Genomic DNA, 20,982 nt, shown 5'->3' with positions numbered 1-20,982 from the left:
TGAAAGCATGACAGCCAACCGGTTCGATCTCCGCGGCAAGGTCGCGATCGTCACAGGAGGCAATGGCGGCATTGGGCTTGGCCTTGCCCATGGGCTCGCCGACGCCGGCGCCGATATCGCCGTGGTCGGACGCAACGAAGCCAAATCGGCCGCGGCCGTCGCCGATCTCAAAGCGCGCGGCGTGAAGGCGATCTCAGTCACCACCGATGTCACCGACAAGGACGCGGTCGCGTCGATGATCGACCGCGTCGCCAGGGAGCTCGGCCGCATCGACATCCTGATCAACAATGCCGGAATGAGCATCCGCAAGCCGCCGCACGAGCTCGAGCTCGACGAGTGGAACAAGGTGATCGACACCAACCTCACCAGCGCCTTCGTCTGCTCGAAGCTCGCCTATCCGGCGCTGAAGGCATCGGGCAACGGCAAGGTGATCAATATCGGCTCGATGATGTCGATCTTCGGCGCCAGCTTCGCGACGGCCTATGCGGCGAGCAAGGGCGGCATCGTTCAGTACACGCGCGCGTGCGCCAACGCGTGGGCGCCCGACAACATCCAGGTCAATGCGATCCTGCCGGGCTGGATCGACACCGATCTCACCCGCGGCGCGCGCAAGCAGGTCTCGGGCCTGCACGAGCGCGTCCTGGCACGCACCCCTGCAGGGCGCTGGGGTGACATCGACGACTTCGCCGGCATCGCCGTGTTCCTCGCCTCGCCGGCATCGAACTTCGTCACGGGCACAGCGATCCCCGTCGACGGCGGCTTCTCGGTCATGGCCTGAGGCGCATGCCGCGGCTGCACGCAAAAAAGAAGCCCCGGTGGAAGCCGGGGCTTTTAATTTTGTCGTGATCTTTTCTTTGATTGGTCGTTTGTTGCTCAGTAGCGCGCGATCACAGGCGCGTCGAACTTGTAGCTGGCGCGCACGACCGCCCACTGGATGTCGCGCGGCTTGGCGTCGAAGGTGTAGTTTCCGGACAGGCCGCCGAGCTGATAGGTCTGGCTGCCGAAGGCCGCGTAATTGTACTCGAGGCCGACGATCCAGTTGCGGGTGATGCCGTATTCCCAGCCGGCGCCGACGGTCCAGCCGTTGGCCCAGTGAGTCTGCCCGCCCGAGCCTTGCGCCACGCCGACGGTGTCGCTGACGTTGAGACGATTGTTCACGCCGGCATAGCCGCCCTTGACGTAGAACAGGTTGTTCTGAACGGCGAAGCCGGCGCGGCCGACGACGGTCGCGAGAACGTTCGTACGCCAGGTGAAGACGTCATCGCCCGCACCGAACGCGTTGTTCACGACGGTGCCCTTGTTGTCGAGACCGGAGATCGTGCCCTCCATGCCGAACACGTAGTTGTTGGCCTGCCAGTTGTAGCCGATCTGGGCGCCGCCCATGATGCCGGCGCCGCGCTGACGATAGCCCTGGCCCGGCGTCAGATCGCCGAACGGCGCGCCGGTCCCGTTGTTGATGAACTGCTCGTTGGTCCAGGCGCCACCGATGTGGCCACCGACGTAGAAGCCGGTCCAGTTGAACAGCGGCTCGATGTAGGCAGGTGCCTTGGTGTAAGGACGCGCGGCGAGATCGGCGGCGGAAGCAGCGCCGGTCGAAACCAGAGCAGTCGTGCAGGCGAAGGCAGCAATCAATTTGTTACGCATGGTACACCCCGTGTCCTTTGATGGGCGCACGCTCACACGCAGTTCTTACTCAAATTTGAATCAACAAAGTTAAGGCGCCGGATTGGCATTGGGCAGTCTTTGAATCCCCGGGCGCTGTTGCAGGCGCGCAACGCGGACGCCGCAATTTAACGCGGCGTTATCCCTACCAAATCACTGCGTCAGGATGCCGGCGAATGCACGTGCTCGGGCCGCACGCCGATGGCGATGAAACGCGCGGGAATGCCCTGGAGCCAGGGCAAAGCGGAGATCAGGCGCAGGATCAGCGGCACCTTGAACGGTTGATTGCCGCCTTTCAGCGCGCTGCTGACGATGTTGTTCTGCACGACCACCTGCATCGCCTGGGTCATCTTCACCGGGAATTCGCGGCGATGCCTCACGGCATCGAGCTCATCTTCGGATGGACAGCCGCGCATCAGCTTCTCGGCCAGCAGGTTCGCGGTCGCGACCGCATCCTGCACGGCCAAATTGACGCCGACGCCGCCGACCGGCGACATCGCATGCGCGGCGTCGCCGATACAAAGCAGTCCGGGTCGCGTCCAGTGGCTCAGACGGTTGATCGCGACCGTCAGCAACTTCACGTCGTCGAAACTCTTGACGTCGGCGATGCCGTGCTTGAGCACCGGCGCCATGCGCACGACATCGTCGAGCAGCGCCTGTAGTCCCCTCGCCTTCACCGCATCATATTGTCCCTTGGCGATGACATAGGCGCACTGCCAGTAATCGCCGCGGTCGAAGGTGACCATCATCTTGCCGGGCTCGATGCGCGCAAACAGGTTCTCTGTCTCGTCCGGCCTGCGGCCCGCGCGGAACCAGAGCACGTCCATCGGCGCACCGATCTCCTCGACGGCAAGGCCTGCGCGCTCGCGCACCGTCGAGTGGCGGCCGTCGCAGGCGATAGTGAGATCGGCCTCGATGTCGAGGATGCCGTCGGGCGTGCTTGCGCGCACGCCCGCGATGGTATCGCCGCGGCGGATCAGGTCGACCGCCTCCGTGCTCATCAGCACGTCGAGCGAGGAGAAACGCTTGCCGGCCTCGCGCAGGAAATTGAGAAAATCCCATTGCGGCATGAAGGCGATGAAAGGGTATTTCGTTTTCAGCCGGCCGAGATCGGCGATTCGCACCTTGGTGCCGCCGAACAGGCCGTCCATCTTTTGCAAGCGCTGATGCGGCAGCTTGAGAAAGCCGTCGATGAGGCCGAGCTCGTCCATCACCTGAAGCGTCGAGGGATGCACGGTGTCGCCGCGAAAGTCGCGGAAGAAATCAGCATGCTTCTCCAGCACCACGACATCGATGCCGGCGCGTCCCAGCAGATAGCCGAGCATCATGCCCGCAGGACCGCCGCCGACGATGCAGCAGCGGACCTTCATGGAGCGAGAAGGAAATTGTTGGGGCGTACTTGCGTCCATCGTGCGGGCTCCCGGCGCTGCGATCCACAACGGGATTGTAACGCCCGCCCATGCGAAAGGCTCAATTTGATCGGAGGAAGCAGCTCAATTATTGCTGCGGTTCGCCGTCCGGAAAGTCTTGACCTCCGACACGCTGCCGTCACGATAGGTCAATTCGACCGACATGAACTGCGTTGCTGGCGGCAGCTTCTCATAGAGCAGCATGCCGGCCGTGATCGCAGAGGGATCGCGGAGATCGCAAGCCGGCAGTTTCAGCACCTTATCCGGCACCGCCGTGTCGATGCCGATGCGCGCCTCGCGGATCGCGCAGCGATACGAGACCAGATGGGAATAATAGACCAGCAGCCCGTTGAACTGGCGGAATGACAGCCAACTTGTGGCGGTCATGTCGAGGATCTTGCGCTGGTCGCGGATCAGAGCTGCTTCCGGATCGAACTTGATCGGAAACGGGCCCTGCATGTCGCCGGAGGCGTCGACGTAGCGGACCTCGATGGTGCCGGCCTGGGCATCCACCGGCAGCTCGATCGAGGGGTTCGGCATCCGCTTGCGGGTGCGCGGATCAAGCGTGTCCATGAAGCCGGTCTCACGGAAATCGCCCTTGCCGGCCATGCGCCATGAAATTCCGATCGTGGGATCTGCGAAGGAGAACGTCACGCTCCAGCCGCCATTGTGGCGCGAGAAGCTCGCGATCGGCGCATTGGTGCTTTCCTCCTTCGGCACGCGCGGCACAGACACCGGCGGCAACGCGGCGACCTTTTGCTGCGGCGGATCGGCGGGCCGAGCCGCTGCGGCGGCCGCATCCTTCACGACGCCACTGAGGAAGACGTCATCGACCATCTGGTCGAAATAGACGGGCACCTGCTTGTGCCTGACGGTATCGGCCATCTCGCTGACCAGACGGCGCGTGTGCTGTGCGACCTGCACGAGATTCTCGCCAGGCTGGAGCAACTCCTTGGCGAACGTGCGCGTGAACACCGAATTGGGATTGGCATCGTCGTTGGAGAGACGATCGAGCGCGGTCTGGCGCGGACCCGCTGAGAACACCGAGAACACACCTTCGGGAAGCTGGGTCATCGGCGCGAGGCCACCACCGCCGGCGACCGCACGCGTGCCTGAACGTTCGAACGGATTGTTGCGGCAGGCGTCGAACACCAGGATCGAGGTGCGCGCCTTCTTGTTCTGGAGACGCTCGACGACACGATCGGCCAGAATGGAGGCATCGCGCACCAGCTCTTCCTGGCCTTCGGTCGCCGCCGGCACGTCGGTCGGCAGCAGATAGTTCTGGCCCGCGATCTCGAAGCCATGGCCGGCATAGAAGAAGAACGCGGTATCGCCGGGCTCGATCACCCGGTCGAAGGCGAGCAGCGTCTCCGTGAATTGCTGACGGTTCTGGTTTTCAGCGACCATCACCTGGAAGCCGAGCTGCTTCAGCGTGTCGCCCATGGTGCGGGCGTCGTTGACGGCCTTCACGAGCTTCGGCACGTTCTTGTAGTCGTTGTTGCCGATCACGAGCGCGACGCGCTTTTCGGCATGCGCAACGCTTGCGATGCCGCTGAGGCTCGCTGCCAGGCCCAGCGCGGCCAGAATTCTGAAGACCCGACGCGTCATCGTGATATCCCGTTGCAAAACGGCTTCCCATTGGCTCCCTGCGGAAACCTTACGCCGTTGATGTGATAGTCGGTCCAGCCGCAATGCCGGTTCAACCTGATGGTCCCCGTGGTTCCATCATCTGGCCTATGGCAGATTCCGCTGGAATCTGCTTTTTCTAGGGCAATTGCGCGCAAGCGAGGGGCTGCCGTGTATCGCTGGTGTACCGACGAAGTCGAACCTCATGACCGTTTCGACTATTGGCGCGAGGTCCGCGCCAAGGGACTGTTCGGGGTCACCGCTGAGCTCGAGCGCGAACAGCGCACAGGGTTTTACGGGGCGTTCTCGCTGACCCAGGTCGGCACTGGCGGCCTGGTCGAGCTGAAGGCCTCCCCCTATGCGGTCGAACGGAGCCCATCCGACATCAGCTACGCGCCGGGTGACAGCATCTGCGTCTACCAGCAGCTGGGCGGCGGCGGCTGGTTCGGCGGCATGCGCTCGAGCGATTTCGCCATTGGCAATGGCAGCTTTGCCACCAGCCATACCGACCTGCCCTACCGCACGCGGCCGCTGGGCGAAGCCGGCTTTCATCTGCGCATCCTGAAGATCCCGGTCAGCGGCCTTGCGACACAGGACAGGCGCATGCGCGAGCTTGCGCCCAAGACGTTCAACGATGCCACGCTGGCGCCCCTGCTCGACGCCTGCTTTGCCGATCTCGGCGAGGCGGCCGCGACCGAAGGCTCGCCGGGCGCCGTCCCACTGGTGCAGGCGCTCGGGCATCTGGCGCTGATCGAGCGCGGCATCGTCAGGCCGGGCAGCCGGCGCGGACAGGCTGCGCTGCGGACCGCCCGCCTGTCGCTGGCGCGGCGTCTGATCGCGCGCCATTTGCAGGACCCGGATCTGGCGCCGGCACGGGTGGCCGACCTGCTCGGCGTCTCCGTGCGCCATCTGCACATGCTGTTCGAGGTTGCCGAGCGCAGCTTCTCCCAGACCGTGACGGAGGAGCGGCTCAAGAGAAGCCGCCACCTGATAAGCGAAGCGCCGCAGCGGCTGATCGCCGACATCGCCACCGCCTGCGGTTTCGAGAGCCTTGCGACCTATTACCGGGTCTTCAACGCCGCCTATGGCATGGCGCCCGGTGATTTTCGTGCCCAGGTCGCAGGGGGGCGTTAACCACCCGCGCGGCCACTGCAGCCGAAAAGCCGAGCCCCGCCCGTGATTTGGGCAAAAACCTCAGGGTTTTTAGGACCTTCCCGCGCCTGCTCCATTGACTTTGGCCGATTCCGCCCTATGTTCCGGAGCGACGCGGCTCAGATCGAAAACCGATTCCTGAGCTTGGCGCTTTGTTCGCGTGAGTCAGCACCCCCAGCTTCTTTGAGAGCGCGCCGTTTCGGGGTGGAACGCGACCAGCCTTATTACCCTCGATTCCGAACGGCGGTTTCGACCAGAGGCTCAATGTCCTTTTCAAATCTCGGACTGTCCGAAAAAGTCCTCGCCGCAGTGGCGGCCACCGGTTACACCACCCCGACCCCCATCCAGGAACAGGCGATCCCCCACGTCCTTGCACGCAAGGACGTGCTCGGCATCGCCCAGACCGGCACCGGCAAGACCGCGGCCTTCGTGCTGCCGATGCTCACCATCCTCGAAAAGGGCCGCGCCCGCGCGCGCATGCCGCGCACGCTGATCCTGGAGCCGACCCGCGAGCTCGCGGCGCAGGTGAAGGAAAACTTCGACCGCTACGGCGCCGGCCAGAAACTCAACGTCGCCCTCCTGATTGGCGGCGTCTCCTTCGGCGACCAGGATGCCAAGCTGACGCGCGGCGTCGACGTGCTGATCGCCACCCCGGGCCGCCTGCTCGACCATACCGAGCGGGGCGGACTGCTGCTCACCGGCGTCGAGCTGCTCGTGATCGACGAAGCCGACCGCATGCTGGACATGGGCTTCATCCCTGACATCGAGCGCATCTGCAAGCTGGTCCCCTTCACGCGGCAGACCCTGTTCTTCACCGCGACCATGCCGCCGGAAATCCGGCGCATCACCGAAACCTTCCTGCACAATCCGCAGAAGGTCGAAGTTTCCAAGCCGGCCACCACCGCTGTCACGGTCACGCAGTCCCAGGTACCGGCCGGGCGCGAGGCGCATGAGAAACGCGAATTGCTTCGCCGCCTGTTGCGCGAGGCCAAGGATCTCAAGAACGCGATCATCTTCTGCAATCGCAAGCGGGAAGTCGCGGTCGTTCACAAATCGCTTCAGAAGCACGGCTTCAGCGTCGGCGCCCTGCATGGCGACATGGATCAGCCGGCCCGCATGGCGGCGCTTGAACAGTTCCGCAAGGGTGAACTGCCGCTGCTGGTCGCCTCCGACGTCGCCGCCCGCGGCCTCGACATTCCCGAGGTCAGCCACGTCTTCAATTTCGACGTCCCCCACCATCCCGACGATTACGTCCATCGCGTCGGCCGCACCGGCCGTGCCGGCCGCACCGGCACCGCGATCTCGATCGTGACCCCGCTCGACCAGAAGTCGATGGTTGCGATCGAAAAGCTGATCGGCCAGAGCATTCCCCGCGCCGAAGGCGACTATGAGGTGCATGCGGATTCGGGTGAGAAGAGCGACCGTCCGCGCGAAGCGCGCGGACGTGATCGTGAACGTTCCCGCGGCGGACGCGGCAAGCCGCAGCGCGGTCGCGACCGTGAGCGCAGCCACGAGCCGCGCGAGGCGCGACAGTCCTCCGAGGCGACGCCTTCGTCGGATACAAGACCTGGTGCCGAAGCTCGGCCCGCGCGCGAAGCGCGGCCTGCTCGCGAGGCAAGGCCACAGCGCGAAGCGCGTCCATCGTCCGAGGCCCGCCACGGCTCGCGCCAACAGGCCAACAATTCCCACGTGCCGTCGATCGGCCGCCCCGAGCCCCGTCGGCAGCGGGAAGCCGACACCGAGCCCGGCGATCACTCGCATCTCCCGGCATTCCTGCTGCGGCCGGTCCGCTCTCCCGCCGGAGCCTGACACCGCGATACACGCGTGAGTTGAACGGCCGAACGTTTACCGACCGTTCATCATCGTCCGTTAGCCTACGAACATAATTTAAGCATTGCTGCGGTCGATGGGCGCACCGACCGCTGTGGGGTATGTTCTGTGGTCAAAGTGCTCGATGAACACGAACGCACGATGGCGTTCGCCGAGGTGGCGCTCGGTCAGATCCGATCGCTGAAGCAGACTGCAATTCCCCGCAATTACGAGATCTGGTACGTCTACGCGACCGGCTATAACGCGCCGCTCAACAAGATCATCAACGAGACGCTGGCCCGCAACGGCAAGCTGACCGAAATCGATCTCGAGCAAATCTACGACACTTATCTCTCCCACATCAAAACGACCGACCGCATCGACAAGGTCGGGGCGCGCGTCATCGGCGAGATCGACGACGTGATGACGGTGCTGAGCGACGCGCTCGGCATGACCGGCTCCTACGACGCCAGCCTGACGGGCGCGACGGCGCAACTATCCTCGGCCAACAGCCGCGAGCAGATCAAGACGATCGTCGAAACGCTGCTGCGTTCGACCGGCGAAATGCGCGAGACCAACAAGGCGCTGGAAGACCGGCTGACGCTTTCCAAGAACGAGATCAGCAATCTCCAACAGAGCCTGGAAGCGATCCGCGCCGAAAGCCTCACCGATCCGCTGACGGGTCTCGGCAACCGCAAATATTTCGACCGCATGATCGGCATGGCGGTGCAGAGCGCACTTGCGAGCGGCGAGCCGCTGTCGCTGCTGCTGTTCGACATCGACCACTTCAAATCGTTCAACGATTCCTACGGCCATCTCACCGGCGACCAGGTGCTCCGGCTGGTCGGCCTGTCGTTGAAGCAGACGATCAAGGGCCAGGATATCACCGCGCGCTACGGCGGCGAGGAATTTGCGGTGGTGCTGCCCAACACGGCGCTGCGCCAGGCGCTTACGGTCGCCGATCATATCCGCCGCGCCGTGATGGCGAAGGAACTGAAGAAGAAGTCGACCGGCGAAATCCTCGGCCGCGTGACCATTTCAGTCGGCGTCTCCCTGCTGAAGCAGGGCGACGACACCGATGCGCTGATCGAGCGCGCGGACGCCTGCCTTTACGCCGCCAAGCGCAACGGCCGCAATCGCGTGATCTGCGAAGTCGATCCGGAATTCGCGGTCGAGACGCACAACCGGGTGGCATGAGAAGGTCAGCGGGCGGCGAGATCCGGCTCCGCTTGACATTCCAACCTGACGAACGACATCTTCCTCGCGACCTCAATGCAGTCGACCGCGAGGACTTGTCACTTGCCCAATCCTCATGATTTTCACACGCCGCAACCGTCCTACACCAAGGACGAGTTGCTGAGATCGAGCGAAGGCGGTTACTTCGGCCCGGGCAACGCGCAATTGCCGGCCCCGCCGATGCTGATGATGGACCGCATCACCGAGATCAGCCTGGATGGGGGCGAATACGGCAAGGGCCATATCGTCGGCGAGCTCGACATTGTGCCGGACCACTGGTTCTTCGACTGCCACTATCGCGGCGATGCGATCATGCCGCCCACGCTCGGGCTCGACGCCATGTGGCAGATGATCGGCTACTGGCTCGGCTGGTCGGGTTCACCGGGCAAGGGCCGCGCCATCGGCGTCGGCGAGGTCGAGGCCACGGGCGAGATCACACCGGCGGCGCGATCGGTGCGCTACGAGGTCGCCATGCGCATGGTCCGCCGCGGCAAGCTGGTGCTCGGAATTGCGGATGGGCGTGTGATCGCCGATGGCACCTGCGTGTTCGTGGCCAAGGATATGCGGGTCGGGCTGACCAAGGCCGCGGATTGAGGTCTCGGCGCTCTTGCGCCGTGCCCACGGTCTCACGCGGTCATAATCCTAACGTGGGCACGCTTCCGCCTTCGCTCTTCGAGCTACGGCGGACAAGTCGGTTTGCCCACCCTACCGCACCGTCTTCTTGGCCGACCGCTTCTTCGCCGCGGGCTTCTTCGGCGTTGCCTTTTTCGTAGCCGTCTTCGCCGCCGCTTTCTTCTTCGGCCGCTTCTTCACCTTCGCGCGCTGGGCGGCAGCAAGCGCCGCCCTCGCCCATTGCGCCAGCTCCTCGGAATCGTCGAACAGCCGTGCCGGCAGCTCCCAGTAGGAGTTCACCAGCACGGTCTTTGCGCGGGTGGAGTACTGGAATGGTTTTGAGCCTTCCGCCTCAAAGTCCGGGATGGTCACCTCGTCTGCGCGGAAGAACAGGCCAGCGCGCAAGGCGAGCGCGAAGTTGACGCCATCGACGGAGATGCCGTGGCCGGAAAACATTTTTCGGATGGTGACAGGACCGAAATCGGCGAACAGGTCGATCAGGAATTCACGGTCCATGGCGCCACCCTCGTGCCCCGGACGCAGCGCAGCGTGCCATAAGCGCGTTTACGCGCGTCTTCGACGCGCTATGGCGCTGCCGAGCCGGGGCCCAGTCACATTGCACCGGTGACTATAGCGTGGGTCCCGGCTCTACGCAGCAGCGCAAGGGCGCGGCAGCGCGGCCGGCACACAAGAGCATTGGGGAGGGCCTACCCGTCGATCTTGGCCGGGCGCAGTTCGACCGACTCACCGCAGCCGCAGGCAGAGATCTGGTTGGGGTTGTTGAAGACGAACTGGGCCTGCATCTTGTCGGCCCTGTAGTCCATCTCGGTGCCGAGCAGGAACAGCACGGCCTTGGGATCGACCAGGATCTTAACGCCCTTGTCCTCGACGACCTCGTCGGTCGGGCGGATCTCGTGGGCGTATTCGACCGTGTAGGACTGGCCGGCGCAGCCGCCGTTCTTCACGCCAACGCGCAGACCCACGATCTCGGAGTCGGCGCGCTGGGTCAGCTCGGTGATGCGCTGGGCAGCGGTGTCCGTCAGCCGCATCACCTGCGGGCGCGGGCGCCGCGGCTTCGGAGTGGATGCTGGTGTGACCTGTGTCATGTCAGAGATGTGGTCCCTTGGAGTGCAAATTCAATGTCGAGAGTACGCGTCACCACATGTTGAGCACGAGGCGGGCTTCGTCGCTCATGCGTTCCGGCGTCCAGGCCGGCTCCCAGACCACCTTGACGTTGACCACGCCGACACCGGGAACGCTGGCGACCGCGTTCTCGACCATGGTCGGCAGTTCGCCCGCGGCCGGGCAGTTCGGCGTCGTCAGCGTCATCTGCACGTCGACGGAGCGATCGTCCTTGATCTCGACTTTGTAGATCAGGCCGAGCTCATAGATGTCGGCCGGAATTTCCGGGTCGAACACCGTCTTGAGCCCGGCGATGATCTCGCGGGTGAGACGCTCGGTCTCCTCCGGCGGCAGCGCCGAATGCGTCTCCATCGGGTTGGCTTTGATTTCGGCCGTGTCACTCATGCGAACAAATCCCGCGCCTTGAGCAGCGCCTGTGCCAGATGATCGACTTCTTCCCGCGTATTGTACATGCCGAACGAGGCCCGGCAGGTGGCCGTCACGTTGAACCGCTCTAAAAGCGGCATGACGCAATGGGTGCCGGCGCGCACCGCGATGCCCTGACGGTCGATCACGGTGGCGACGTCGTGGGCATGTGCGCCCTTGAGCTCGAAGGAAATCACCGGGCCCTTGCCCCGCGCCGTGCCGATCAGCCGCAGCGAGTTGATCTCGCGCAAGCGCTCCTGGGCATAGGCGGTGAGGTCGGTCTCGTGCGCGGCGATGCGCTCCTTGCCGATCGAATTGACATAGTCGATGGCCGCGCCAAGGCCCACGGCCTCGACGATCGCCGGCGTGCCTGCCTCGAACTTGTGCGGGGGATCGCCATAGGTGACGATCTCGCGCGAGACCTCGCGGATCATCTCGCCGCCGCCGTTAAAGGGACGCATCGCGACGAGGTGGTCGTACTTGGCCCAGAGCACGCCGATGCCGGTCGGGCCATACACCTTGTGGCCGGTGAAGACGTAGAAATCGCAGCCGATGTCCTGGACGTCGACCGGCAGATGCACCGCGCCCTGGCTGCCGTCGACCAGCACCGGGATGCCGCGGGCGTGCGCGATCTTCACGACGTCCTTGACCGGCACGATGGTGCCGAGCGCATTCGACATCTGCGTGATCGCGACGAGCTTGGTCTTGGGCGTCAGAAGCTTCTCGAATTCGTCGATGAGGAAATTGCCCTCGTCGTCAACAGGCGCCCATTTGATCACGGCACCCTGGCGCTCCCTGAGGAAATGCCAGGGCACGATGTTGGAGTGGTGCTCCATGATCGAGATGACGATCTCGTCGCCTTCTCCGATGTTCGGCCCGCCCCAGGACGACGCGACCAGATTGATCGCTTCCGTCGCGTTGCGGGTGAAGATCACCTCTTCTGTTCGCGGCGCGTTGATGAACTGCGCCACCTTGGTGCGACCGCCCTCATAGGCTTCGGTCGCGGCATTGGCGAGATAGTGCAGCCCGCGATGAACGTTGGCATATTCGGACTGATAGGCCTGCGTCATGCGATCGAGCACGACGCTCGGCTTCTGCGCGGACGCCGCGTTGTCGAGATAGACCAGCTTCTTGCCGTAGACCTGCATGGCGAGCGCCGGAAAATCCTGCCGCACGCGCGCGACGTCATAGGCGCCGTTCTTGACTGCGGGATGCGTGCTCATGACCGGCGCTCCAGCCAGCGCTCGGCGATGCCGATCACGTGCTCGCGCAAGACATCGTCGGCGATCTGCTCGATCGCCTCGCCGACGAACGCCTGGATCAGCAGCGCCTGGGCCTGCTTCTCGGGCAGGCCGCGGGCCTTCAGGTAGAACAAGAGACTGTCGTCCAGCGCGCCGGCGGTGGCGCCGTGGCCGCAGGAAACGTCGTCGGCAAAGATCTCGAGCTCAGGTTTGTTGTCGGCCTCGGCTTCGTCCGAGAGCAGCAGCGCGCGGGTCATCATCTTGCCGTCGGTCTTCTGCGCATCGGGACGAACGATAATGCGGCCCTGGAACACCGAATGGGCGCGATCGTCAATCACGGCGCGGAAGATCTCGCGGCTGACGCAGTTCGGCACGGCATGGTCGACCACCAGCGTGGTGTCGCCATGCTCGGTCTTCTGCAACAGGTTGACGCCATTGGCCGAGAGCTCGCTGCCCTCGCCCGCCAGGGTGATGAAACCCTGCAGGCGGCTGACGGCCGCACCAGTGGTCATGTTGAAGAAGTTGAATTTGACGTTGGCGCCGACGGTGACGAAGTGTGAGGAGACGTTCGCTGCATCGGCCGCGTCGTCCATCAGACGGATATGCGCGACGTCGGCACCGTCACCCACCGTGACAATCACGGCGTCGTTGACCTGATAGGCCTTGGCGCCCGCCGAAACGAAGCTCTCGACGATGGTGGCGCGGGCGCCCTTCCCGATCGCGACCCGCGAACGGGTGAAACTAGATGCGGACGCGGCGGTCGCGATGTGGAGGATCTGGATCGGTGCGGAGAGCTGTGCGCCGTTCGCGATCGACAGGACCACGCCATCGGTCGCCATCGCCGCGTTGAGCGCGATCACAGCATCAGTGGATGAAGTCTTCAGGAGACCAGAATCCTTCTCCAGCGCCTCCCGGAGCGTCCTGAACCCCACCTCAGCAGTGAGCGCCTTGGTGTCGGACAGGTCAGCCGCAAACACGCCATCGACCAGCACCAGCTTGCGGGCGCCTTCGATCGCATGGGCCTTCACAGCCTCAGCGGCACGCTTCAGCGCGGCGGCATCAGGCGCGGCTGCCAGCGGCAGCACCTCGCCGACCAGCGCGCGCAGGTCGGTATATTTCCATTCCTCGATCCGGCGGTGCGGAAGGCCGAGACGTTCATAGGTCTCGAAGGCCTCGCGGCGCACCGCGATCACATCGGGCGAACCCGGCAAGCGGCCTTCGGCGCTGGCGAAGAGATCGCTCACCGCGCGGCCGTTCCCGGTCTTTGCCACAGCAACGTTCATCGCAAAATTCCTTACGCGGCGTCCTCGAACTGGGCGTAGCCGGACGCTTCCAGCTCCAGCGCCAATTCCTTGCCGCCGCTCTTCACGACACGGCCCTTCGACATCACGTGCACCACGTCGGGCACGATGTAGTTGAGTAGCCGCTGATAGTGGGTGATGACGACCATCGCGCGCTTCGGCGAACGCAGCGCGTTGACACCGTCGGCTGCGATGCGCAGCGCGTCGATATCGAGGCCCGAATCCATCTCGTCGAGGATGCAGAGGCTCGGCTCGAACAGCGCCATCTGCAGCACCTCGTTGCGCTTCTTCTCGCCGCCGGAGAAGCCGACATTGACGCCTCGCTTGAGCATGTCCTGCGGGATGTTCAGCGACTTCGAGACTTCGCGGACTTTCTTCAGGAAGTCCGGCGTCGAATACTCGCTCTCGCCACGGGCCTTGCGCTGCGCGTTCAGCGCGGTGCGCAGGAAGGTCATGGTGGCGACGCCCGGGATCTCCACCGGATACTGGAACGCCAGGAACACGCCCTTGGCGGCGCGCTCGTCCGGCGACATCTCCAAGAGATCCTCGCCCTTGAACAGGATCTGGCCGTCGGTGACCTCGTAGCCGGGCTTGCCGGCGATGACGTGCGAGAGCGTCGACTTGCCGGAGCCGTTCGGCCCCATGATCGCGTGCACCTCGCCCTCGTTCACGGTCAGCGTCAGCCCGTGGAGGATCTCACGTTCCTCGACACGAACCTTGAGGTCTTTCACTTCAAGCAAAGCCATCTTGGTATCCAGTTTAATCAGATGATGTTGGAGCGCCTAAGCGCGCCGCGAGGGTCGGCAATTAGCCGACCGACCCTTCAAGCGAGATCGAGATCAGCTTCTGCGCTTCTACCGCGAATTCCATCGGCAGCTGTTGCAGCACGTCCTTGACGAAGCCGTTGACGACGAGGCCGACCGCCTCTTCCTGCGAAAGGCCGCGCTGGATGCAGTAGAACAGCACGTCCTCGGAGATCTTCGAGGTCGTCGCTTCGTGCTCGAACGTTGCCGACGAGTTCTTGGCCTCGATGTACGGCACGGTGTGCGCGCCGCATTTGTCGCCGATCAGCAGCGAATCGCACGCGGTGAAGTTGCGCGCACCGGTGGCTTTCCGGTGAGCCGTAACAAGACCACGATAAGTGTTCTGCGATTTGCCGGCGGCGATGCCCTTCGAGATGATGCGGCTCGACGTGTTCTTGCCGAGATGGATCATCTTGGTGCCCGAATCGACCTGCTGGAAGCCGTTCGAGATCGCGATCGAGTAGAACTCGCCGCTGGAATTATCACCGCGCAGAATGCAGCTCGGATACTTCCAGGTGATGGCGGAGCCGGTCTCGACCTGGGTCCAGGAAATCTTGGACCGGTTGCCACGACAGTCGCCACGCTTGGTGACGAAATTGTAGATGCCGCCCTTGCCTTCCGAATTGCCGGGATACCAGTTCTGCACCGTCGAATATTTGATCTCGGCGTCGTCGTGCGCGACGAGTTCGACGACAGCCGCGTGCAGCTGGTTCTCATCGCGCTGCGGCGCGGTGCAGCCTTCGAGATAGGAGACGTAGGAGCCCTTGTCCGCGATGATCAGCGTGCGTTCGAACTGGCCGGTGTTGCGCTCGTTGATGCGGAAATAGGTCGACAGTTCCATCGGGCAGCGCACGCCCGGCGGCACGTAGACGAACGAGCCGTCGGAGAACACCGCCGAGTTCAGCGTCGCATAGAAATTGTCTGAGGTCGGAACCACCGAGCCGAGATATTTCTGCACCAATTCAGGATGCTCGCGGATCGCCTCCGAGATCGGCATGAAGATCACGCCGGCCTTTTTCAGCTCCGCCTTGAAGGTGGTTGCGACCGAGACCGAATCGAACACCGCATCGACCGCGATCTTGCGCTTGGCCGGGTCTTCCTCGCCCACCTTGGGCTCGACGCCTTCGAGCATGGCGACTTCCCGCAAGGGAATGCCGAGCTTCTCGTAGGTTTTCAGAATCTCCGGGTCGATCTCGTCGAGCGAGGTGATCGACTTCTTCGGCTTCGGCGCCGAATAGTAATAAAGGTCCTGGAAGTCGATCTTGGGATAGTCGACGCGCGCCCAGGTCGGCTCGGTCATGGTCAGCCAGCGCCTGTAAGCCTCAAGCCGCCACTGGAGCATCCAGGCGGGCTCGTTCTTCTTCTCGGAGATGAACCGGACGGTGTCTTCTGACAGCCCCTTGGGGGCCTTGTCGGACTCGATCTGGGTCTCAAACCCATAACGATACTGGTCGACGTCGATGCGCTTGACGCGCTCGACCGTCTCTTGGACGGCTGGCATTCTATCCTCCGCTCGCGGTTTCAAGGACCGCGGTGGATCAAACTCGGACGAGTATTACGATGTTTTTTGGCCGAAAGCACGGGCTTAGAACCGTTCGAGCCGTGTTTCGTCGCTTAGGCTCTAAGTAGGGTATTACCGAGCTTTCGCCAAGCCTCTAACGCCCTATTGATGTCCTCAGGTTCCGTGGACCAGCCCAGACTGAGGCGCACCGCTCCCTGGGCTACGGTGGCATCGTACCCCATCGCCGAGAGTACGTGGGACGGCTGGACCTTGCCGGAGGAACAGGCTGACCCCGAGGACACGGCGATGCCTTCGAGGTCGAATCCAATCACGGCGGTCTCGGCCTTCAGCCCGGGCGCGGTGAACAATACGGTATTTGGCAACCTCATCACATCTTCAGAGAAGACAGTCGCTCCGGCAATCCCGCGAAGGCCATTTTCCAAGCGATCCCTGAGGCTTGTCATGCGCTCCGCATCCTCAGGCAGAGCCTGAAGGGCAGCTTTCACCGCCGCGCCGAAGCCAGCGATCCCCGCGACGTTCTCGGTTCCCGCCCGCCGGCCGAGTTCCTGCCCACCGCCGCGTAGCACCGGTTCCAAACCAGCAAGCCCCTCGGCCACGACAAGCGCGCCGACGCCCTTGGGGCCGCCGATCTTGTGCGCAGAAAAGGTCGCAAGGTCCGCGCCTACCGCGTTAATATTGAACGTAATTTTGCCGAGCGCCTGGATTGCATCGACATGCAGGAGGCCGCCGGCCTCGTGGACCAACCCTGCCGCCTCGGCCACCGGCTGGAGCGCCCCGGTCTCGTTGTTGGCTGCCATGATCGAGACCAGTGCCGTCGGGCCGTCGGCGAGCAGTCCACGGAGATGGTCGAGATCGACCACGCCGGAGCGCGTGACCCTGATCTGGCTGACGCTCTCTGCCGGAAACCGCCCGCCTGCCAGCACCGAGGCGTGCTCCACCGCAGAGACCAGCAGCCGCCGCACCGGCTGGCCCGATCGGCCCCGCAAGCCGGGCGACAGCGCCAGCACATTAGCCTCGGTACCAGCGGAGGTGAAAACGATATTCCGCGGCAGCGCGCCCACGGCCCCGGCCAGCGCGGCCCGGGCCTCCTCGACCAGTCGCCGCGACTCCCGCCCCTCGGCATGAACCGAGGACGGGTTGCCGATCAGCTCGTAAGCGGCCAGCATCGGTGCGCGCGCTTCGGCACGCAGCGGAGTGGTCGCATTCCAGTCGAGATAGACACGGCTTGGCATGGCGCCCTCTTAGCACCTTTTGTCCGCTCGCCAATCGGGCGCTGCCGCGCATCAGGCCGGCAGTTGTTGCGCGATCCCGGCGACAGAGCGCGGCTCCATGCGCAGACCGAACAACGGACGCAGCCAGAAGATCCGCCGCGCGACCTCGTAGGTCACCGCACAGGTGAGCGCGGTGCCTGATATCACGATGGTGGCCTCGCTTGCCGCAGACAGCCCGCTGCCTTGCAGCGCGTGCGCGATCATGATGATCGCGGTTTGATGGACGATGTAATAGGGAAAGATCGCGTCCGTCAGATAGCGGCGCGCGGCTCCATCGGCCGTCAAATGGCGGCGCGCAAAGCCGAGCACGGCGACCATCGCAACCCATTGGTAGCAACCATAGGCCGATCCGGCGCTCCACCGGAGCATCGGCGATCGCGGAAACAAGCCGGCGTAAGCGAAAACAAAGACGGCGAAGCAGACGGCTGCGAGCACTAGCGCCGTCCACCGTTGCCGCTCGATGTCGTGCCAGATGCCGCCCTGGCGCGCGAGCAGGAAGCCGATCAGGAACGAGGTCGCGTAGTCGGCGTGGTTGTACCAGTCACCGAACAGGGCATGCGTCGAGGGGAAGATTGGCGACAAGAATAGCCGCCAGGCCACAAACAGCAGGCACGGCAACACCAGCAGCCACGGACCAGCAAGCGCGGCCGCCAGTTTCTCGCCGATCCAATCCGCGGCGGCCGGCCACAGCGCCAGCACGCCAGCCAGAGCCATCGTGTAGACCCAGAGATAGACCACGAACCAGAGGTGGTTCCAGGTCGGCTGCACGATGCAGGGGTTCGGACAGAACTGCGCGCTGAACGCCAGATAGTGGTAGAGATAGTAATCGGCAAAACCAGCGGGATATCCGAGCGCCTCGACGATCTGCAGGTAGGATTGCGGCGGCACGATCACGAGCATTCCGAAGACCAGCGGGATCAGCAGCCGCACCGACCGCGCCCCGGCGAACGCTACGAGCCGGAGCTTGCCCAGCATGAAGCGGCTGGCGACCCCGGAGACGAGGAACAAGAGCGACAACCGCCAGGGATTGAGTACCAGCATCGCCGGCTCGGGGAAGGTCAGCCGGTGCTCGCTCTTGATGTGAAATCCCCAGGACACGTAGAGCATGCCGACGTGGTAGAAGATTAGAAGCCCGAAGGCTAAAATCCGCACCCAGTCCAGATCGATGCGTCGTTCCGAACCTGATGCTTGCTGTAGTGTTGACATGGATCTCTGCTCCCTAGGCTCTCGATATCAGCGGATTTGGGGCCATGGCTGACGGCCAAAATGCGCCGGAAACGGAGCGCGTCGAGGCGCTTTGGGATCAGAACCGAACGCGAGGGGACGAGGCGTCGTCCCCAGGGACGAGCGGTTGGCGCCGCGGGATCAGCGGCGACTGGACGACGTTCGCTGCGATCGCCGCTATTGCCCTCGCCATCGGCATCGTCAATGCGCTCTCCGGCGCACAGGACGCCGCCTGGCGCGGCGACAGCGCCGATATCGGCCGTCGCCTGTTCTGGGAGATGTCGAGCATCATTGTCATTCTGGCGCTGGTGCCGATCCTGATGCTCTCCGTCCAGCGCATGCGGGGAACCGCGTCCCTGGCGACGCGGATCGGAATCGCAGCGATCGCCCTGCTCGGTTTCTCGGCCCTCCACATCGCCGGCATGGTTAGCTTACGAAAGCTCATGCTCTGGCTCACGGGCAGCACCTACGATTTCCATTTCTCGCTGGCATCAATCCTCTACGAGTTCCGCAAGGACGCCGTGACCGTATTGCTGATTGGGGCGACGCTCTGGCTGATGGACAGCCGCCGTGAGCTGCGCAAGGCCGCGCGGGAAGCCCAATCCAATCCGGCCGCTTCGCTGGAGCAACCGTCCCCGAATCTGATCTGGCTCCGGGACGGCACCAGCCGGATTCGTGTCGCGCCGCGCGACATCCTGTGGGTCGCCTCCGCCGGCAATTACATCGAGTACAGCCTTGCCAACGGCACTCAGCACCTGATCCGGGGGACGCTTGCCGCGACCGAAAGCGAGCTGGCCCGCTTCGCCATCGTGCGCGTTCACCGCACCCGGCTTGCCAATCTCGACCGTGTCAGCGGCGTGGACTTCAAGCCGTCAGGGGATTTCGAGCTCACCTTCGACAACGGCAAGACGCTCGGCGGCAGCCGCCGCTATCGGCCCGTCGTCGCCTCGCTCGGAGGCCGCGGCGCGCCTGAGTGAATCACCATCCGGATCGCCCGGTAACCGATAAACGATCGTGATTCCAACCGGTTGCCGCCTCAACGCCAGCCTCTGCTCGATCCCGGCCATGCCGAACGTCGTACTGCCATGACCCGCTAAGGTCTTGAGCAGATTGGCAGATGTCGAAGATGCTTGCTTTTTGCCCCGCAGCCTATGTTAGAACGCGCACCGTCAAGTCACCGCGCGCCGTCTGCGCATCACCGCGAGGCGCACGCCTTCTCATCCTTCCATTCGCGCTTTCGTCGGCATCTGCCGATGAGGCTACAATCGGTTGATTGCCAAGGGTCACGTCTCCAGCAAGTCAATCCAGAGATCCTCGATGCCTGAAGTCATTTTTGCCGGCCCCGCTGGCCGTCTCGAAGGCCGCTATCACCCGGCCAAGCAGAAGAACGCGCCGATCGCGATGATCCTGCATCCGCATCCGCAGTTTCACGGCACGATGAACCATCAGATCGTGTACCAGTGCTACTACGCCTTTGCTCATCGCGGCTTCTCGGTGCTGCGCTTCAACTTCCGCGGCGTCGGCCGCAGCCAGGGCTCGTTCGACCACGGCACCGGCGAATTGTCGGATGCGGCGGCCGCGCTCGACTGGGCGCAGACCATCAATCCTGAGGCGCGCGCCTGCTGGGTCGCCGGCTTCTCCTTCGGCGCCTGGATCGGCATGCAGCTTTTGATGCGCCGTCCCGAGGTCGAGGGCTTCATCTCGATCGCGCCGCCGGCCAATCTCTACGACTTCTCGTTCCTTGCGCCCTGCCCGTCGTCGGGCCTGATCGTGCATGGCGAGAAGGATGCGGTAGTGCCGCCGAAGGACGTCAATACGCTGGTCGAGAAGCTGAAGACGCAGAAAGGCATCGTGATCGACCAGCAGGTCATCCCCGGCGCCAACCACTTCTTCGACGCCAAGCTCGAGCCGCTGATGGAGACCATCACGGCCTATCTCGACATGCGCCTCGCCAACGTGCGGTAAGAGTAAGAATGACATGACCGCGTTTGTAGCCCTGCTGCGCGCGGTCAATGTCGGCGGCACCGGCAAGCTGCCGATGACCGAGCTCAAGGCGATGTGCGAAGAGCTCGGCTTCGGTGCCGTGCGCACCTACATCGCCAGCGGCAATGTGGTTTTCACCAGCCGCAAATCGGAATCCGCCGTCAAGTCAGCGCTGGAAAAACGCTTGCACGCCTACGCCGGCGCGCCGGTCGGCGTGCTCGTGCGCGGCGCTGCCGAGATGGCAGAGGTTCTGGCCGCCAATCCGTTTCCCAAAATGGCGCCCAACCGCACGGTCGCGATCTTCCTCGACAAGGCGCCGCCCGCGGACACACTTGCCGGAATTCGCGGCCAGAAGGACGAAGAGGTCAAGCTCGGCCGCCGCGAGATCTACGTGCATTACGGCGACGGCATGGGAACGTCGAAACTCGTGATCCCCGCCGCCAAGACCGGCACCGCGCGCAACATGAACACCATCGCCACCCTGGCGAAGATGGCCGCGGAGCTCTAGGGTCCGGACTCAATTGATCCACCAAGTGATCGCGGCGGCCAGGAGGATTGCAGACAGGAAGACGTCTGCACGCTT

At 63.9% G+C, this 20,982-nt stretch carries 20 protein-coding genes; 8 read left to right on the top strand and 12 right to left on the bottom strand.

Going from position 1 to position 20,982, the window contains the following annotated elements; genetic code table 11:
• The first annotated feature begins 7 nt into the window (after positions 1-7).
• A complete protein-coding gene (locus XI06_RS18850) occupies positions 8-778 on the top strand; it encodes an SDR family NAD(P)-dependent oxidoreductase (protein WP_271606116.1) in 771 nt (256 codons plus the stop codon).
• 95 nt (positions 779-873) lie between these two features.
• On the opposite strand, the gene XI06_RS18845 is transcribed toward XI06_RS18850, so the two are convergent.
• The 3 genes from XI06_RS18845 to XI06_RS18835 form a co-directional block, all read right to left on the bottom strand.
• Complete coding sequence (locus tag XI06_RS18845) at positions 874-1,644, bottom strand: outer membrane protein (protein WP_237858000.1); 771 nt, start codon at positions 1,642-1,644, stop codon at positions 874-876.
• 179 nt (positions 1,645-1,823) lie between these two features.
• The gene (locus XI06_RS18840; RefSeq protein WP_237869207.1) at positions 1,824-3,071 is read right to left on the bottom strand and encodes an FAD-dependent oxidoreductase; all 1,248 of its coding nucleotides are present in this window, start codon (positions 3,069-3,071) and stop codon (positions 1,824-1,826) included.
• A gap of 84 nt (positions 3,072-3,155) precedes the next feature.
• Positions 3,156-4,679 carry a caspase family protein gene (locus tag XI06_RS18835; protein WP_237869208.1) on the bottom strand — a complete coding sequence of 508 codons (1,524 nt, stop codon included), beginning with the start codon at positions 4,677-4,679 and terminating at the stop codon, positions 3,156-3,158.
• 189 nt (positions 4,680-4,868) lie between these two features.
• Between XI06_RS18835 and XI06_RS18830 the strand changes: the two genes are divergently transcribed.
• From XI06_RS18830 to fabA, 4 genes are all read left to right on the top strand, one after another.
• Positions 4,869-5,831 carry a helix-turn-helix transcriptional regulator gene (locus tag XI06_RS18830; RefSeq protein ID WP_237858003.1) on the top strand — a complete coding sequence of 321 codons (963 nt, stop codon included), beginning with the start codon at positions 4,869-4,871 and terminating at the stop codon, positions 5,829-5,831.
• A 282-nt stretch (positions 5,832-6,113) separates the two neighbouring features.
• Positions 6,114-7,658 (top strand): DEAD/DEAH box helicase, encoded by a 1,545-nt coding sequence (locus tag XI06_RS18825; RefSeq protein WP_237858004.1) that lies wholly within the window; start codon positions 6,114-6,116, stop codon positions 7,656-7,658.
• A 129-nt stretch (positions 7,659-7,787) separates the two neighbouring features.
• On the top strand, positions 7,788-8,855 hold the full coding sequence (locus tag XI06_RS18820; protein ID WP_237858005.1) for a GGDEF domain-containing protein: 1,068 nt from the start codon (positions 7,788-7,790) through the stop codon (positions 8,853-8,855).
• Between the two features lie 102 nt (positions 8,856-8,957).
• On the top strand, positions 8,958-9,488 hold the full coding sequence (gene fabA, locus XI06_RS18815) for a bifunctional 3-hydroxydecanoyl-ACP dehydratase/trans-2-decenoyl-ACP isomerase (protein ID WP_237869211.1): 531 nt from the start codon (positions 8,958-8,960) through the stop codon (positions 9,486-9,488).
• Between the two features lie 111 nt (positions 9,489-9,599).
• On the opposite strand, the gene XI06_RS18810 is transcribed toward fabA, so the two are convergent.
• The 9 genes from XI06_RS18810 to XI06_RS18770 form a co-directional block, all read right to left on the bottom strand.
• Positions 9,600-10,022 carry a TfoX/Sxy family protein gene (locus XI06_RS18810; protein ID WP_237869212.1) on the bottom strand — a complete coding sequence of 141 codons (423 nt, stop codon included), beginning with the start codon at positions 10,020-10,022 and terminating at the stop codon, positions 9,600-9,602.
• 191 nt (positions 10,023-10,213) lie between these two features.
• Complete coding sequence (locus XI06_RS18805; RefSeq protein WP_237858008.1) at positions 10,214-10,612, bottom strand: HesB/IscA family protein; 399 nt, start codon at positions 10,610-10,612, stop codon at positions 10,214-10,216.
• Between the two features lie 49 nt (positions 10,613-10,661).
• Positions 10,662-11,033: an SUF system Fe-S cluster assembly protein gene (locus XI06_RS18800; protein WP_237869213.1), complete on the bottom strand. Its 372-nt coding sequence runs from the start codon at positions 11,031-11,033 to the stop codon at positions 10,662-10,664.
• Entirely contained in the window at positions 11,030-12,277 is a 1,248-nt protein-coding gene (locus tag XI06_RS18795; RefSeq protein WP_237869215.1) for a cysteine desulfurase, read from the bottom strand. Before XI06_RS18795 ends, XI06_RS18800 begins: the two co-directional genes overlap by 4 nt.
• Positions 12,274-13,578, bottom strand: a complete 1,305-nt coding sequence (sufD, locus tag XI06_RS18790) for a Fe-S cluster assembly protein SufD (RefSeq protein ID WP_237869217.1) — start codon at positions 13,576-13,578, stop codon at positions 12,274-12,276. The genes XI06_RS18795 and sufD overlap by 4 nt, the downstream gene beginning before the upstream one ends.
• A gap of 11 nt (positions 13,579-13,589) precedes the next feature.
• Positions 13,590-14,342: a Fe-S cluster assembly ATPase SufC gene (gene sufC, locus XI06_RS18785; RefSeq protein ID WP_237858011.1), complete on the bottom strand. Its 753-nt coding sequence runs from the start codon at positions 14,340-14,342 to the stop codon at positions 13,590-13,592.
• A gap of 61 nt (positions 14,343-14,403) precedes the next feature.
• Positions 14,404-15,900, bottom strand: coding sequence for a Fe-S cluster assembly protein SufB (sufB, locus tag XI06_RS18780; protein WP_237858012.1), 1,497 nt, complete (start codon positions 15,898-15,900; stop codon positions 14,404-14,406).
• A gap of 113 nt (positions 15,901-16,013) precedes the next feature.
• Entirely contained in the window at positions 16,014-17,153 is a 1,140-nt protein-coding gene (locus tag XI06_RS18775) for a cysteine desulfurase family protein (RefSeq protein WP_271606115.1), read from the bottom strand.
• Between the two features lie 51 nt (positions 17,154-17,204).
• Positions 17,205-18,398: an acyltransferase family protein gene (locus tag XI06_RS18770; protein ID WP_271606114.1), complete on the bottom strand. Its 1,194-nt coding sequence runs from the start codon at positions 18,396-18,398 to the stop codon at positions 17,205-17,207.
• Positions 18,399-18,442: 44 nt separating this feature from the next.
• On the opposite strand from XI06_RS18770, the gene XI06_RS18765 reads away from it, so the two are divergent.
• The 3 genes from XI06_RS18765 (at position 18,443) to XI06_RS18755 (ending at position 20,907) form a co-directional block, all read left to right on the top strand.
• Positions 18,443-19,393, top strand: a complete 951-nt coding sequence (locus XI06_RS18765; protein ID WP_237869223.1) for a LytTR family DNA-binding domain-containing protein — start codon at positions 18,443-18,445, stop codon at positions 19,391-19,393.
• 340 nt (positions 19,394-19,733) lie between these two features.
• Positions 19,734-20,381, top strand: a complete 648-nt coding sequence (locus XI06_RS18760) for an alpha/beta hydrolase (RefSeq protein ID WP_008143006.1) — start codon at positions 19,734-19,736, stop codon at positions 20,379-20,381.
• 13 nt (positions 20,382-20,394) lie between these two features.
• Positions 20,395-20,907 carry a DUF1697 domain-containing protein gene (locus XI06_RS18755; protein WP_237858016.1) on the top strand — a complete coding sequence of 171 codons (513 nt, stop codon included), beginning with the start codon at positions 20,395-20,397 and terminating at the stop codon, positions 20,905-20,907.
• Positions 20,908-20,982: the final 75 nt, after the last annotated feature.

It is taken from the genome of Bradyrhizobium sp. CCBAU 11434 (assembly GCF_028128895.1).
Classification (GTDB): domain Bacteria; phylum Pseudomonadota; class Alphaproteobacteria; order Rhizobiales; family Xanthobacteraceae; genus Bradyrhizobium; species Bradyrhizobium zhengyangense.
Note: the sequence above shows the minus strand (reverse complement) of the source record. Positions and strands in the feature narration are given on the sequence as shown.

Coding starts and splice junctions, on each gene's coding strand:
- sufC (WP_237858011.1), bottom strand. CDS start 14,342: ATGGCTTTGCTTGAAGTGAAAGACCTCAAGGTTCGTGTCGAGGAACGT.
- XI06_RS18840 (WP_237869207.1), bottom strand. CDS start 3,071: ATGGACGCAAGTACGCCCCAACAATTTCCTTCTCGCTCCATGAAGGTC.
- XI06_RS18795 (WP_237869215.1), bottom strand. CDS start 12,277: ATGAGCACGCATCCCGCAGTCAAGAACGGCGCCTATGACGTCGCGCGC.
- sufD (WP_237869217.1), bottom strand. CDS start 13,578: ATGAACGTTGCTGTGGCAAAGACCGGGAACGGCCGCGCGGTGAGCGAT.
- XI06_RS18755 (WP_237858016.1), top strand. CDS start 20,395: ATGACCGCGTTTGTAGCCCTGCTGCGCGCGGTCAATGTCGGCGGCACC.
- XI06_RS18805 (WP_237858008.1), bottom strand. CDS start 10,612: ATGACACAGGTCACACCAGCATCCACTCCGAAGCCGCGGCGCCCGCGC.
- XI06_RS18765 (WP_237869223.1), top strand. CDS start 18,443: ATGGCTGACGGCCAAAATGCGCCGGAAACGGAGCGCGTCGAGGCGCTT.
- XI06_RS18845 (WP_237858000.1), bottom strand. CDS start 1,644: ATGCGTAACAAATTGATTGCTGCCTTCGCCTGCACGACTGCTCTGGTT.
- XI06_RS18775 (WP_271606115.1), bottom strand. CDS start 17,153: ATGCCAAGCCGTGTCTATCTCGACTGGAATGCGACCACTCCGCTGCGT.
- XI06_RS18850 (WP_271606116.1), top strand. CDS start 8: ATGACAGCCAACCGGTTCGATCTCCGCGGCAAGGTCGCGATCGTCACA.
- XI06_RS18800 (WP_237869213.1), bottom strand. CDS start 11,033: ATGAGTGACACGGCCGAAATCAAAGCCAACCCGATGGAGACGCATTCG.
- XI06_RS18760 (WP_008143006.1), top strand. CDS start 19,734: ATGCCTGAAGTCATTTTTGCCGGCCCCGCTGGCCGTCTCGAAGGCCGC.
- sufB (WP_237858012.1), bottom strand. CDS start 15,900: ATGCCAGCCGTCCAAGAGACGGTCGAGCGCGTCAAGCGCATCGACGTC.
- XI06_RS18770 (WP_271606114.1), bottom strand. CDS start 18,398: ATGTCAACACTACAGCAAGCATCAGGTTCGGAACGACGCATCGATCTG.
- XI06_RS18835 (WP_237869208.1), bottom strand. CDS start 4,679: ATGACGCGTCGGGTCTTCAGAATTCTGGCCGCGCTGGGCCTGGCAGCG.
- XI06_RS18825 (WP_237858004.1), top strand. CDS start 6,114: ATGTCCTTTTCAAATCTCGGACTGTCCGAAAAAGTCCTCGCCGCAGTG.
- XI06_RS18810 (WP_237869212.1), bottom strand. CDS start 10,022: ATGGACCGTGAATTCCTGATCGACCTGTTCGCCGATTTCGGTCCTGTC.